13 protein-coding genes are annotated in these 13106 nt (G+C 63.8%); 3 read left to right on the top strand and 10 right to left on the bottom strand.

What is annotated here, in order from left to right:
* Positions 1 to 3: 3 nt before the first annotated feature.
* The gene (rpsP, locus tag ACDC66_RS09415) at positions 4 to 261 is read right to left on the bottom strand and encodes a 30S ribosomal protein S16 (protein WP_376696454.1); all 258 of its coding nucleotides are present in this window, start codon (positions 259 to 261) and stop codon (positions 4 to 6) included.
* Positions 262 to 379: 118 nt separating this feature from the next.
* The gene (gene ffh, locus ACDC66_RS09410; RefSeq protein WP_376696453.1) at positions 380 to 1753 is read right to left on the bottom strand and encodes a signal recognition particle protein; all 1374 of its coding nucleotides are present in this window, start codon (positions 1751 to 1753) and stop codon (positions 380 to 382) included.
* A gap of 69 nt (positions 1754 to 1822) precedes the next feature.
* Between ffh and ACDC66_RS09405 the strand changes: the two genes are divergently transcribed.
* On the top strand, positions 1823 to 2650 hold the full coding sequence (locus ACDC66_RS09405) for a cytochrome C assembly family protein (RefSeq protein WP_376696452.1): 828 nt from the start codon (positions 1823 to 1825) through the stop codon (positions 2648 to 2650).
* A gap of 6 nt (positions 2651 to 2656) precedes the next feature.
* Complete coding sequence (locus ACDC66_RS09400) at positions 2657 to 3910, top strand: HlyC/CorC family transporter (protein WP_376696451.1); 1254 nt, start codon at positions 2657 to 2659, stop codon at positions 3908 to 3910.
* A gap of 294 nt (positions 3911 to 4204) precedes the next feature.
* On the opposite strand, the gene ACDC66_RS09395 is transcribed toward ACDC66_RS09400, so the two are convergent.
* On the bottom strand, positions 4205 to 6208 hold the full coding sequence (locus tag ACDC66_RS09395) for a translocation/assembly module TamB domain-containing protein (RefSeq protein ID WP_376696450.1): 2004 nt from the start codon (positions 6206 to 6208) through the stop codon (positions 4205 to 4207).
* A gap of 23 nt (positions 6209 to 6231) precedes the next feature.
* Here ACDC66_RS09395 and ACDC66_RS09390 point away from each other — a divergent pair, with 23 nt between their 5' ends.
* Positions 6232 to 6996 (top strand): response regulator, encoded by a 765-nt coding sequence (locus ACDC66_RS09390; RefSeq protein WP_376696449.1) that lies wholly within the window; start codon positions 6232 to 6234, stop codon positions 6994 to 6996.
* A 2-nt stretch (positions 6997 to 6998) separates the two neighbouring features.
* Here the strand turns inward: ACDC66_RS09390 and pdxJ are convergent, their stop codons facing one another.
* From pdxJ to lepA, 7 genes are read right to left on the bottom strand one after another with little or no spacing between them, the layout of a single operon-like run.
* Entirely contained in the window at positions 6999 to 7721 is a 723-nt protein-coding gene (gene pdxJ, locus ACDC66_RS09385) for a pyridoxine 5'-phosphate synthase (protein ID WP_376696448.1), read from the bottom strand.
* On the bottom strand, positions 7718 to 8446 hold the full coding sequence (recO, locus tag ACDC66_RS09380) for a DNA repair protein RecO (protein WP_376696447.1): 729 nt from the start codon (positions 8444 to 8446) through the stop codon (positions 7718 to 7720). The genes pdxJ and recO overlap by 4 nt, the downstream gene beginning before the upstream one ends.
* 32 nt (positions 8447 to 8478) lie before the next feature.
* Positions 8479 to 9372, bottom strand: a complete 894-nt coding sequence (gene era / locus ACDC66_RS09375; protein WP_376696446.1) for a GTPase Era — start codon at positions 9370 to 9372, stop codon at positions 8479 to 8481.
* Positions 9369 to 10133, bottom strand: a complete 765-nt coding sequence (gene rnc, locus ACDC66_RS09370; protein WP_376696445.1) for a ribonuclease III — start codon at positions 10131 to 10133, stop codon at positions 9369 to 9371. The genes era and rnc overlap by 4 nt, the downstream gene beginning before the upstream one ends.
* Positions 10090 to 10458: a DUF4845 domain-containing protein gene (locus ACDC66_RS09365; RefSeq protein ID WP_376696444.1), complete on the bottom strand. Its 369-nt coding sequence runs from the start codon at positions 10456 to 10458 to the stop codon at positions 10090 to 10092. Before ACDC66_RS09365 ends, rnc begins: the two co-directional genes overlap by 44 nt.
* A gap of 34 nt (positions 10459 to 10492) precedes the next feature.
* Positions 10493 to 11293 (bottom strand): signal peptidase I, encoded by an 801-nt coding sequence (gene lepB / locus ACDC66_RS09360; protein WP_376696443.1) that lies wholly within the window; start codon positions 11291 to 11293, stop codon positions 10493 to 10495.
* Positions 11294 to 11297: 4 nt separating this feature from the next.
* Positions 11298 to 13103 (bottom strand): translation elongation factor 4, encoded by a 1806-nt coding sequence (lepA, locus tag ACDC66_RS09355; RefSeq protein ID WP_376696442.1) that lies wholly within the window; start codon positions 13101 to 13103, stop codon positions 11298 to 11300.
* Positions 13104 to 13106 lie beyond the last annotated feature (3 nt).

Below are 13106 nucleotides of genomic sequence, written 5' to 3'. Positions count from 1 at the left end.
GGTTCAGGCCGCCGACTGGGCCCGGCGTGCTTCGTTGGCCAGATCGCGAACGCGCTCGGAAATCTGCGCACCCTGGCCCAGCCAGTAGTCGACACGCTCGACATCGAGACGCAGACGCTCGTTCTGACCGCGCGCGACCGGGTTGAAGAACCCGAGCCGCTCGATATTGCGGCCGTCGCGGGCGTTACGACTGTCGGTGACGACGATATGGTAGAAGGGCGTCTTCTTGGCGCCGCCCCGGCTCATGCGAATCTTGACCATGTTCTCTCCTGGATCGCCCCGGAACCCGATCCGGTTCCGGCGCTTGCAATTGCTGAATTCGGCAAACCCGCAATTTTAGCGGATTCGTCTCCGGTTGGGAAGGGCCAATGTCGCCCGCCTAAAACGGCATCCCGCCCCCACCACCGGGCATTCCGCCCGGCAGGCGCTTCATCATCTTGGCCATCGCGCCCTTGCTGCCGACCTTCTTCATCATCTTCTGCATTTGCTTGTGCTGCTTGAGCAGGCGATTGACGTCCTGGATCTGCAGCCCCGACCCCGTGGCAATGCGGCGCTTGCGCGAGCCCTTGATGATGTCGGGGAAGCGTCGTTCCTTGGGCGTCATCGAGTTGATGATGGCCACCATGCGCCGTGTCTGCTTGTCGTCGACCTGCGACTTGACGGCGTCGGGCAGGTTGCCCATGCCGGGCAGCTTGTCCATGAGCGCGCCCATGCCACCGAGCTGGTCCATCTGCAGCAACTGGTCGCGGAAATCGTCCAGGCCGAATCGCCGGCTGCCCTTGCCGACCTTGCCGGCCAGCCTTTTCGCCTGTTTCTGGTCGACCTTGCGCTCGACTTCCTCGACCAGGCTGAGCACGTCACCCATCCCCAGAATGCGCGAGGCCAGGCGGTCGGGATGGAACGGCTCGAGCCCGTCGATCTTCTCACCCGTGCCGAGGAACTTGATCGGCGCACCGGTGATATGGCGTACCGACAGCGCCGCACCGCCGCGGGCGTCGCCGTCGGTCTTGGTCAGCACCACGCCCGATAGCGGCAGCGCCTCGTGAAACGCTTTCGCTGTGTTGGCCGCGTCCTGACCGGTCATGGCGTCCACCACGAACAGCACTTCGGCCGGATCGACGGCAGCATGCACGCGGCGAATCTCGTCCATCATCGCCCCGTCGACCGCCAGGCGGCCGGCGGTATCGAGAATCAGTACGTCGGCGAACTGCCTGCGCGCCTGGCCGACGGCGTCTTCGGCGATACGTACGGGGTCGGCGGCCTCCTCGGAACGGAAGAAGCCGGCTTCGACCTGGCCGGCCAGGGTTTCGAGCTGGTCGATGGCCGCCGGACGGTAGACGTCACAACTGGCCAGCATGACCTTCTTCTTTTCGCGGTCCTGGATGTGCTTGGCGAGCTTGCCCGCGGTCGTGGTCTTGCCCGCGCCCTGCAGCCCGGCCAGCAGGATGACCACCGGCGCCTGTCGATCCAGGTCCAGCCGAGCCTGTTCGTCGCCCAGGACATGCTTGAGCTCCTCGTGCACGACCTTGATCAGCGCCTGGCCGGGTTTGAGGCTCTTGGTCACCTCCTGCCCCACCGCCCGGTCGCTGACACGGGCGATGAAGTCCTTGACCACGGGCAGCGCGACGTCGGCCTCTAGCAGGGCGACGCGAACTTCGCGCAGGGATTCGCGAATATTGTCCTCGGTCAACCTTCCGCGGCTCCTGAGCCGCTCCAGTGAACCGGAAAGTCGATTGCTGAGCTGGTCGAACATGAGAATGCGTCTTACGAATCGGTATCAAGACATTATACTGGGCCCAAGTCTTCCGCAGTCGCTCATCACTTGGACAAGAACATTCTGTTTCACCTGATGCCGATCGCCATCTATCTGGGCGCCCTGGGCGACCTGGTATGGGCCGAACTGCGCGACAGGCGGCCATTCCGGAACTCCGGACTGTTTTTCTCGGCGCTCGGGATCATACTGCACGGCCTTGCCCTGTCGCATGCCATGGATGCGCCAGCCGGCTGGGACGCGAATTTCATCAACATGCTGTCGCTTTCCGCGTTGCTCGTCATGAGCACGCTGGTCATCGCGGCGGCCGCGACCCGTTCGAGCGAAGCCTGCATCATCGCCCTGCCCGGCGCGGCGCTGTGCGTCGCACTGCAGTGGCTGGTGCCGATCGAGCCGCTGATTCTGGGCGATCTGTCCGCCACCGCCCGAATGCACATCGTCAGTTCCCTGATGGCCTACAGTCTTTTGAGCATCGCCGCAATCAACGCGCTGATGCTCGCCGCCCAGGACTATGCGCTGCGCCATCCGCGGCTGGTCCGTCGCCTGGAATTCCTGCCGCCGCTGGCCGTCATCGAAACCATCATGTTCCGGCTGATTCTGGGAGGCTGGGTCCTGCTCACGCTCAGCCTCGCCTCCGGCACGCTCTTCATCGATAATCTGTTCGCCCAGCATCTGGTTCACAAGAGTGCCCTGTCGATCATTTCCTGGCTGCTGTTCGGCTTTCTGCTGCTCGGTCGCTGGCGCCTGGGCTGGCGAGGGCGCCGCGCAGTGCGCTGGACCCTGATCGCCATGGCGGTCCTGGCCCTGGCCTACTTCGGCAGCAAGCTGGTGCTCGAAGTGTTGCTCGACCGTAGCTGGCAACCGGCTACGGATGCCTGAGGTGACATGAGCGACGCTCCTCTTTACGGACTCTTCATCCTGCTGGCTGTCCTGATCGTGCTGTCGGCCTTTTTCTCCAGCTCCGAGACGGGATTGGTGGCGCTCAACCGCTACCGCATGCGCCACCACGCCAACAGCGGCCACCGCGGGGCACGCCTGGCGCAGCGCCTGCTGGCCAAGCCCGACCGGATGTTCGGCATCATCCTGCTCGGCAACAACATGGTCAACATCTTCGCGGCTTCTGTGGCAACCGTCATCGCCATCCGGATGCTGGGCGAGTCGGGGATCTGGGTATCCACGCTGGTGCTGACCGCGGTGATCCTGGTCTTCGCGGAAGTCGCGCCCAAGACCCTGGCCGCCATCAAGCCCGAGCGCATCGCTTACCCGGCAAGCTACGTGCTGGTTCCATTGCTCAGGCTGCTCTACCCGGCGGTCTGGCTCGTCAACCTGCTGGCGGCCACCCTGCTGCGACCCTTCGGCGCTCACAAAATCAGCTCCCAGGACTCCATCAGCCGGGAGGAACTACGTACTCTGGTCAAGGAAGGCGGGCGACACATTTCCCTTGACCATCGTCAGATGCTGATCAATATCCTCGACCTCGAGCACGGCTCCGTCGACGACGTGATGGTGCCGCGCCAGGACATCGTCGGCATCGATCTACAGGCCGACTGGGACGAAATCCTGCAAACACTCGAGACCAGTATCTACACACGCCTGCCGGTGTGGCGCGGCGACCTCGAGAACACGATCGGCGTGCTCCACATCCGTTCCGTGCTGCCGGGGCTCACGCAGGGCCTCTTGAAGCGCGATACGCTCGAGAAGGCCATCCGGTCACCCTATTTCGTCCCCGAAGGCACGCCGCTGACGCAGCAATTGCTCGAATTCCAGACCCGCGAACGGCGTCTGGGCCTGGTGGTCGACGAGTACGGCGATATCCAGGGTCTGATCACGCTCGACGATATCCTCGAGGAAATCGTGGGCGAGTTCACCAGCGAGCGCCGCAATCGACGGCGCATGTTGCGCAAGCTCGAGAACGGTGACTGGATCATCGACGGCGGTGCCACCGTGCGCATGCTCAACCGGCGCTTCGACTGGGACCTGCCCCTCACCGGAGCCCGAACACTGAACGGCCTCATCCTCGAGCATCTTGAATCCCTTCCCGACGGCCGCACCAGCCTGCGCATCGGCCGCCACATCTTCACCATCGTCGACATGGTCGACAAACGCATCCGGAAGGTCCAGGTCAGGCAGGTTCGTTGAACTCGGACTTCCGCTGGGAGGTGCCCGCGGTGGGAAACCCGACATACCGGATCGATTGCTGGTTGGCTGGTTCGGCTGTGTCCGGGCGGTGAAGGGCGGCCAAGCCGCGCCAGGTGCGTAACAATCAGACAGCAGACGGCGTTCGATGCATGACGGCCGGTCTCGCAGCGAAGCCGCCCCGCAAAGTTCGCGGATGCCGAACCAGCCAACAAGCTAACGAGCCAACCAGCAAACCTTATCGACCGGCGTCACAAGCCATCCGCTGACACTCCCCCTTGGCTCCTCCTTCCAGCCTCAGCCGCTGGTGACCGCCACCAGTTGCGCGACCAGACGCGGCCAGTCGACCAGGCGGCGGTGACCGACCACGTCGAGATGCGGCAGGCCACGACCCTCGACGATGTAGAAACCGCCCGACTCGTGCGGGGCCACGCCGTCGATATGGCAGATATTGCGATCCAGTCGGCAGGCCAGTCCGGCGCGCCGATACGGAAACTCCTCGAACATGCGCAGCACGGTCGCGCCGATGGCCGCCGCGCCGCCGCCGATTCGGGAGAGATTCTCGACGGCACGCTGGCTGATGCGTCGGCTCGAGACGTCTTCATGCGTGTAAAGGCGTGCATCCATCGCCACCGGCTGCCAGTCGAGCAGTCGCAGGCCACGCATCCAGCCCGACACCTCGCCTTCCATATGGCCGAAGTTGAAGGCGCCGGTCAACTCTTCCAGGTCGAGCCGGTCAATTTCCACCTGGGCAGCGAGCGCAGGCAGCGTGCCGAAGGGGCGCTCGACGACCAGGTCGCTCATTCGGATGGCCCCTGAAAACGCCCTGACATCGATACCCCCGTCAAAAACGAGCGTCTCGCCGCTGACGCGCACACCGGGGAAGCTGCCGGACAATCGCCCGCCAAAGCTCGGCAGGCCGAGCATATCCGTCAGAGCCGCCAGATCAAGCGGCTCGATACTGGCATCCAGCGTGACCGAGCGTGCCCCCGCATCATCGACTCCCACATTCAACCGGTCGACAACGACGGCACCATCGAGCAGTGGCAGCCTCAGGGGCCGGGTCAGCCGCCAATCCCCGGGCGCGCCACCGGCCGTCAGCCGGGAGCCCCCGAACGCCAGGCGGAACAATTCGAATCCATTCCAGGCCAGATCGGCCTGCAGTCGTTCCGCCGAACGCTCCAGGCGGCCGTTCACGGAATCGACGGCGAACCGCCCCGCAGCATCGCGAGCGCTGAATCCGTCCAGCCGCACCTCCAATGATTCGACCCCCCCCGATCGCCACAGCAGCGACGCGCTCAACTCGCCTTCGGTAGCCAGGTCGGGCACGCCGCTGGTCGAAGCCGGCCCGTCTGCCCATCGTTGCCAGGCGCCGGGGAACTCGACCCGGGCCCGGTCGATACCGAGCTCGGCCAGTCGCCAGCCGCCCTCTGCGACTTCGAAAGCCAGCCGACCTTCGGCCTCGAGGAGACCACCGTCGTCGATCATGAGCGCATCGACGCTGAGTTTCTCTCCCGGTTTGAATGCGCCCGCCAAATCAAGCTTGAGCGGACGCTCGGGAGGCGGCAGGTAAATCGGGCCGGCCAGTAGCTCGCCAGCGCTTTGAGACAGCTGCGCGGAAAACGCGAGCGGTTCCCCGGCCGTCAGGCCGGTCAGCTCCCCGCTCAGGCCAAGCGAAAGTCCGGCGCCGGCAACGCGTCCGTCGGCGCGGTCAAAGCCTGCCTCGACGATATCGAGATCGAGTGTCACCCCCCGTCCAGAGAGTTCGGCAATCCCTTTCAGTCGCCCCTCCAGAACGCTCAGGCCAAGCGGCTGGAGCAGGCCCACCGGCAAGGTGGCCAGATCGAAACCGTCGAATCGAATCATTCCACGCGGCAGGCCGTCGTCCCCGTCAGACGGCCATTCGAACCGACCGGAAAGGCCGCCATCGTCGAGTTCGAATGCGATGCCTTTTCCGTTTTCCGGCCGGCTCAGGCGGCCGGAAAGCCGGGCACCTTCGCCAGCCTCCCGCCACTCGAGCCGACCCGATGCACACCATGGCCGCGCGCTCTGCAAACCGCCGCGGGAGCAATCCACGCTCAACGAGCCTTCCCGGCCCGCGATAGCCAGCCCATCGATATCCATGCGCCAGCTCGAGCCGGCCTCCGGATCTTCGGAGGGCATCATCGAAAGGGTCGCTGACTGCCAGCTGACCGGACCGGCGCGACCGGCCGCCGACTCCAGCAAGAGCCGGTTTTCAGCCTGAACGCCGGCAACCTGCAGCGTCAGACCGATGAGAATGATGGCGGTTTTTCCCGTCAAAAGGCTCGGGTAAGATGATGGCCATGAAGGAAGCATCACGCTACTCGATCGATTCGCTCAAGGTGCTGGTTGTCGACGACCACCGCATCAATCGCGAATTTCTCGGAACCGGGCTGAGCCGTGTGGCCTCACGCGTCGAACTGGCCGAGGACGGCCCCAGTGCGATCAAGCTGTGCGAGCGCGAGGATTTCGACGTGATTCTCATGGATTTGCACATGCCGCGCCTGGACGGACTGGCAACAGCCAACAGGATACGCCATCTCGACGGGCGCTCGGCGCACGCTCAGATGGTTGCCTTGACCGCCGACGCACGGCCCGAAGAGCGGCTCAGGCTGCTCGAAGCCGGCTTCGACGATTATCTCAACAAGCCGATCAGCATCCCCGACCTGATCGAAGCTGTCGAGGCGCTGTTCAATCCGGGAGCCCGCCGCAAGCCGCAGGAACAACCGACCGCGCCCACTCAGCTCATCGACCGCACCCGCGCCCTGGCTGCCGCCAACGGCGAAGAAGCGCTCGCCGGCCGGCTACAGGACATGCTATCGAGCGAACTCGACGAGAAACTGCCGGAACTCGACCGCATGATGGCCAACAGAAACTATGACGACGCCGCCGAACTGTTGCATCAATGGGCCGGTGCGGGCGGCTACGCCGGCGCCACGCGCATGACCCAGGCCTGCCGAATGCTTCGCCAGCGCCTGCTGTCCGGACTGGACAGCTCACCGGGCATCGCTTACCTCAATTTCCTGCGTATCGCCCACGCCACCCGGCAGGCATTGCGACACGTCTGATCTCATGCCTCGGCGATCAGCCGGCGCATTTCCCGAACCGCTTCATCCAGGCCGCTGAAAACAGCGCGGGAGACGATCGCGTGGCCGATGTTGAATTCGGCGATGCCGTCGACGGCCGCCACGGATCGGACATTGTGGTAATCGAGCCCGTGGCCGGCGTTGACCACCAGGCCCAGGCGGCGACCGATCTCAACAGCCTGGCGCAAGCGGGCCAGTTCTTCCGCCACCGCCCGCCCCCGGGCCTCGGCATAGGCACCGGTGTGGAGTTCGACCACCGGCGCACCGACGGACACGGCCAGCTCGAGCTGCTCCGGCTCGGGGTCGATGAACAGGCTGACGCGAATACCCGCCGCCGCCAGGCGCTCACAAGCCTGGGTGATGCGATCGCGACTGGCGCCGACGTCCAGGCCGCCCTCGGTAGTGAGCTCCTCGCGCCGTTCAGGCACGAAACAGACATCGCTCGGGCACAGGCGCTCGGCAATGCCGACCATCTCGTCGGTAACGGCCAGTTCCAGATTCATGCGCGTGCCGATCGTTTCCGAAAGCAGGCGGACATCCTCGTCCTGGATATGCCGGCGGTCCTCACGCAAGTGGATGGTGATGGCATCGGCGCCGGCCTGCTCGGCCACGAGCGCGGCCTGCACCACCGACGGATGGTGCCCGCGCCTTGCCTGCCGCAGGGTCGCGACATGGTCGATATTGACGCCCAACAATGTCTGACTCATGACTCCATTCCTCCTGTCCTTCCCTTCGCGGCACCGGTCAGCAGGCGCCTCGAGGCCAGCTCACGACCGGCCAGTTGATGATCGATCAGCTGGCGCATCAACTCGCGCATCTCGCGAGCGGTCTCGCGATCTTCCGTGGTGCCCGCCTCCAGCGCGTGGATGGCGGCACCGCTGAAAACGCCTGGCCCAGCCCGGTCGGCGGGCACGAAACCGGACTCGGGTTGCAGATGATACAACCCGTCGGTCGCGATGACTTCTCCCGCCGCATCCCAGCCAAAATCCGGCGCAACGCCCATCCCTCGCAGCAGGGCCAGTTCGAAGCGACGCAGCAGCAGGGACTGGGGCACTTCGCCGGACCCAAGCCCGGCAAGCACCGAACTACAGGCATCGAAAACCCGAGGATGCGGGTCATCGCGCTCGAGCAAACGCAACAGCAGTTCGTTGACATACAGGCCGCACCAAAGTGCCCGGCCCGTCAATCGGAAGCTCGGCCCGGTCGAATCCAGCGACGTCAGCGTCCCCATCTCGCCACGCCTCGACCATGAGGCCGCCAGTGGCACGAACGGTTCGGCCAGACCGCGCCAGACCGAGCGAGCCGAGCGAGCGCCCTTGGCGACCAGGCCGACACGCCCGTATTCTCGGGCGAAAAATTCGATCAAAAGGCTCGACTCGCGCCAGGGCCTGCGATGAATGACCCAGCCCGGTTGCTCCTCGATGCGGTTCATACCGGTGAACCTCTGATCAATTCAGAGCTTCCTCAGTTGCGGCTGTAGCCAAGCTCGTCGAGCGCAGCATCGTCATCCATCCAGTCTTCGCGGGTCTTGACGTGTAATTCGAGATGAACCCGCTCTTCGAACATCTCGGCAATGCGATGACGCGCGCGGGTGCCGACGCGCTTGAGCACCTGGCCCGCCTTGCCGATGACCATTCCCTTGTGGCGGTTACTGGCGACCAGAATCAATGCGTCGATCTCGATTCGCCTTGGCGTGCGCTCGAATCGTTCGACGACGACCGTCACGCCGTAGGGAATCTCCTGGTGCAGTTGCAGCATGAGCTGCTCACGGATGAGTTCGGCGGCCAGGAAACGTTCGGACTTGTCGGTAAACAGGTCAGGGTCGAATACGGGCTCGGCTTCGGGCAGGTGGCGGAAGACTTCGTCCAGCAGGTCGTCGAGACCCTTCGACTTCTCCGCCGAGAGGTAGACGACGGCGTCGAAATCGACTTCCGAGCTCAGTTCCGCGGTCTTCTCGAGCAGCTTCGTGCGGTCATCGAGCAGGTCGATCTTGTTGAAGGCGAGGATCCTGGGGGTATCGAGCTGCCCGATCATCTCCAGCACCAGCCGGTCCTCGTCGGTAAATCGTGTGGCATCCACCATCATGACCACCAGGTCAACGCCCTGGCGGGTATCGGCGGCAATCCGGTTGAGCCGGCGATTGAGTGCGTGATCGCGCCGGCGATGCAGGCCCGGCGTATCGACGAACACCGCCTGCCCCCGCTTACGGGTGACGATGCCCGTGATTCGATGCCGGGTCGTCTGAGGCTTGTGCGTGACAATGGCGACCCGTTCGCCCACCAGGGCATTGATCAGGGTCGACTTGCCGACATTGGGCCGGCCCAGCAGGGCAACGTAGCCACTGTGTAGTGAAGTCATGAGTTCTGGCTCCCGGCCCGGCTCGTGGAGGAATTGCTCCCACCCGACTCGAACAGGACCTGGAGCCTGTCATGCATCAAGCGGGCAGCGGCCTGCTCCGCCTTGCGACGACTGCCGGCCTCGGCGCGAACGGGCGCCACCAGTGAACCGGCCCGGCATTCCACCTCGAAACGCTTGGCGTGGTCGGCCCCGGACTCGGAAATCACGCTGTATTCCGGCAGTTCGTAACCCCTTCCCTGCAGCAGTTCCTGCAGCCGCGTCTTGGGATCCTTGAGGCTGTCGGCATCCGGCAGGGCGGCGAGCCGGGCGGAAAGCAACTCACGGATCACGCGTCTGGCCTCGGAGAATCCACCGTCAAGATAGATCGCCCCGATAATCGCCTCGACGACGTCGGCCAGGATTGACTCGCGCAGGAACCCGCCGCTTTTGAGCTCACCGGCACCCAAACGGAGGTAATCCCCCAGGTTCAGTTCGACGGCCAGCCGGGCCAGGGTGACGTCTCGCACCAGACGGGATCGAAGCCGGCTCAGGTCACCTTCGGCAGCATGGGGCCGCTCGTGGAACAGCTGTTCGGCGACCACCATGCTCAAAAGGCTGTCGCCGAGAAACTCCAGGCGTTCGTAGTGACGCGGGCCGAAACTGCGGTGGGTGAGCGCCTGTTCAAGCAGGCTCGCATCACCGAACCGGTAGTCGATACCGGGAATCCGATCACGGCGCTCAGTTCCGAAGGGCTTCGGCACTGTCGAAACGGATGATGGCATCAATGTTGCCGATGAGGTGCTGCTCGACATCGTACTTCACGACAAGCCGGATCTCATCACCGCGCTCGATGGCGATATGCTGCGGCTCTACGTGTTCCACATAGCTGACGTTCAACCGTCGGATCAGTTCGCGGCGAATCGTGTTGGGCGGCTTGTTGGCCGACCCCGGCTCGGAGGCCACGGCCTTGACTTCGCTCATCACCGAGAAGTGATTGAGATAGACGGGTACCAGCTTGATGCCGATATAGGTAAAAAACAGAACCAGGACGAGAATCATGATGAAGCCGAGAAGGCTCAGCCCACGCTGGTTTTGTATCGATTGCATTAGTTTTGTCCCTCTGGTTTCGACACCCCCCGGTTCATTCGATTTTATCACCGATTCGCCCGAAATCGACACAGCCGCGCGAGCAGTCCCAGTGCATCCAGATTCGAACCGCCTTTCCGACGAGATTCTCCTCCGGCACGAATCCCCAGGCGCGGCTGTCGAGCGACTGGTCGCGGTTGTCACCCATCACGAAATAGTGCCCCTCCGGCACCGTTACGGCCTCGACACGCCCGTTCGGGCGACTCGGATACACGACAATCGGATGCGCCTCGCCCGCCAGGTACTCCAGCCGCATGATCGGACGCGTCCCCGGAACATTACGGTTGAGCCCGACCCCCTCCCAGCGCCCGGCAGGTTCCTGCTCGACGGGATCGCCGTTGATGTAGAGCACCTTGTCGCGATAGGTGATGGTGTCGCCCGGCAGGCCGACCACGCGCTTGATGTAGTTGACTCGCTCGTCTTCGGGAAAGCGAAAAACGATGACGTCACCGCGCTCCGGCTCGCCGGTCTCGATGACCTTGCTGTTGAGCACGGGCAATCGCAGGCCGTAGGCGTACTTGTTGACGACGATGAAATCACCGATCCAGAGCGTGGGAATCATCGATCCGGACGGGATCTTGAAGGGTTCGAACAGGAAGGATCGAAAAACCAGCACCAGCAGGAGAACGGGAAAGAGCGAGCCAACGACCTCGACCGTCTTGTGGACGCCCTGCGGCTCTTCATCCCCGGGATGCTCCTGCCGATGGCGACGACGGAAATAATACCGCTCCGCCAGCCAGAATACGGCCGTGAGCAGCGTCAGGACCGTCAGGATGAGCGCGAAATCCAGATTCATGGTTCTACTTCTCCTGGTCGGTTCGCAGTACGGCCAGGAAGGCTTCCTGCGGAATATCGATCTTACCGACCGATTTCATGCGGCGCTTGCCGGCTTTCTGCTTTTCCAGCAGCTTGCGTTTACGACTGACGTCGCCGCCGTAGCACTTGGCGGTCACGTTCTTGCGGTAGGCCTTGACCGTCGAACGCGCGATGACGTGCGAGCCGACGGCCGCCTGTATGGCGACGTCGAACATCTGCCGCGGAATCAGCTCGCGCATGCGATCGGCCAGCTCACGCCCGCGCCGCTCGGCCTGGTCGCGGTGAACGATCGTCGACAGCGCGTCCACCTTCTCGCCGTTGATGAGCAGATCGAGGCGCACGAACTGTCCGGCTTCGTAACGCAGGAAATCGTATTCGAAGGAAGCGAAACCGCGGCTGACCGATTTGAGGCGATCGAAAAAGTCCATCACTACCTCGGACATCGGCAGGGCATAGGTCAGTTGCACCTGGCCGCCGAGAAAGCGCATGTCGCGCTGCTCACCGCGTTTTTCCTCGCACAGGCCAATGACCCCGCCGACATAGTCCTGCGGCACCAGGATATTGGCGAGAATGACCGGCTCGCGGACCTCGCTGATCTTGTTGGCGGGTGGCAGACCGGCTGGATTATCGAGCGAGACAATTTCGCCGTCAGTCATCTCCAACTCGTAGATCACCGTGGGCGCGGTGGAAATGAGATCGAGGTCGTATTCCCGCTCGAGGCGCTCCTGCACGATCTCCATGTGCAGCATGCCGAGAAAACCGCAGCGGAAACCGAAACCCAGTGCCATGGAGGTCTCGGGCTCGAACTGAAGGGCCGAGTCATTGAGCTGCAGCTTGTCCAGCGCCTCGCGCAGGTCGGGGTAATCGGAGGCGTCGATGGGAAAAATACCGGCGAATACGCGCGGCTTGAGCGGCTTGAACCCCGGCAGGGGCTTGTCGGCAGGATTACGCGCGCTCGTGATGGTGTCACCCACCGGCGCACCGTGAACCTCCTTGATCCCGGCGGAAATGAAACCGACCTGGCCGCAGCCCAATGCGTCGCGCGGGCTGCGCTTGGGTGTAAAGATGCCGATCTGATCGGCCTGGTGCTCATCGCCCAGGGACATCACCCGAATCTTCTCGCCCTTCTTGAGCCGACCTTCCTTGATGCGCACCAGGGAATTGACGCCGAGGTAGTTGTCGAACCAGGAGTCGATGATCAGCGCCTTCAGCGGCGCCTCGGACTTGTCTTCCGGCGGCGGGATCCGTTTGACCAGGGCCTCGAGTATCTCGCGCACGCCGTCGCCGGATTTGGCGCTGACCAGCAGGGCATCCGAGGCGTCGATGCCGATGATGTCCTCGATCTGGTGCTTGACGCGCTCCGGGTCGGCCGCCGGCAGGTCGATCTTGTTGATGACCGGGATGACTTCCAGCCCCTGCTCGACCGCCGTGTAGCAGTTGGCCACGCTCTGGGCCTCGACGCCCTGGGCGGCGTCGACAACGAGCAGCGCGCCCTCGCAGGCTGACAGCGAGCGCGATACTTCGTAGGAAAAATCGACGTGCCCCGGCGTGTCGATGAAGTTCAGCTGGTAGGTCTGCCCATCGTCCGACTCATAGTCGAGGCTGACGCTCTGGGCCTTGATGGTGATACCGCGCTCGCGCTCGAGATCCATCGAATCGAGCACCTGCTCGGCCATCTCCCGCTCGGTCAGCCCGCGGCATGCCTGGATGAACCGATCGGCCAGCGTCGACTTGCCGTGGTCGACGTGGGCGATGATCGAGAAATTGCGGATATGGCGGGTATCGGTCATGGA

It is taken from the genome of Wenzhouxiangella psychrophila (assembly GCF_042310375.1).
GTDB lineage: Bacteria > Pseudomonadota > Gammaproteobacteria > Xanthomonadales > Wenzhouxiangellaceae > Wenzhouxiangella.
This window is presented reverse-complemented; position numbering and strand designations above follow the sequence as displayed.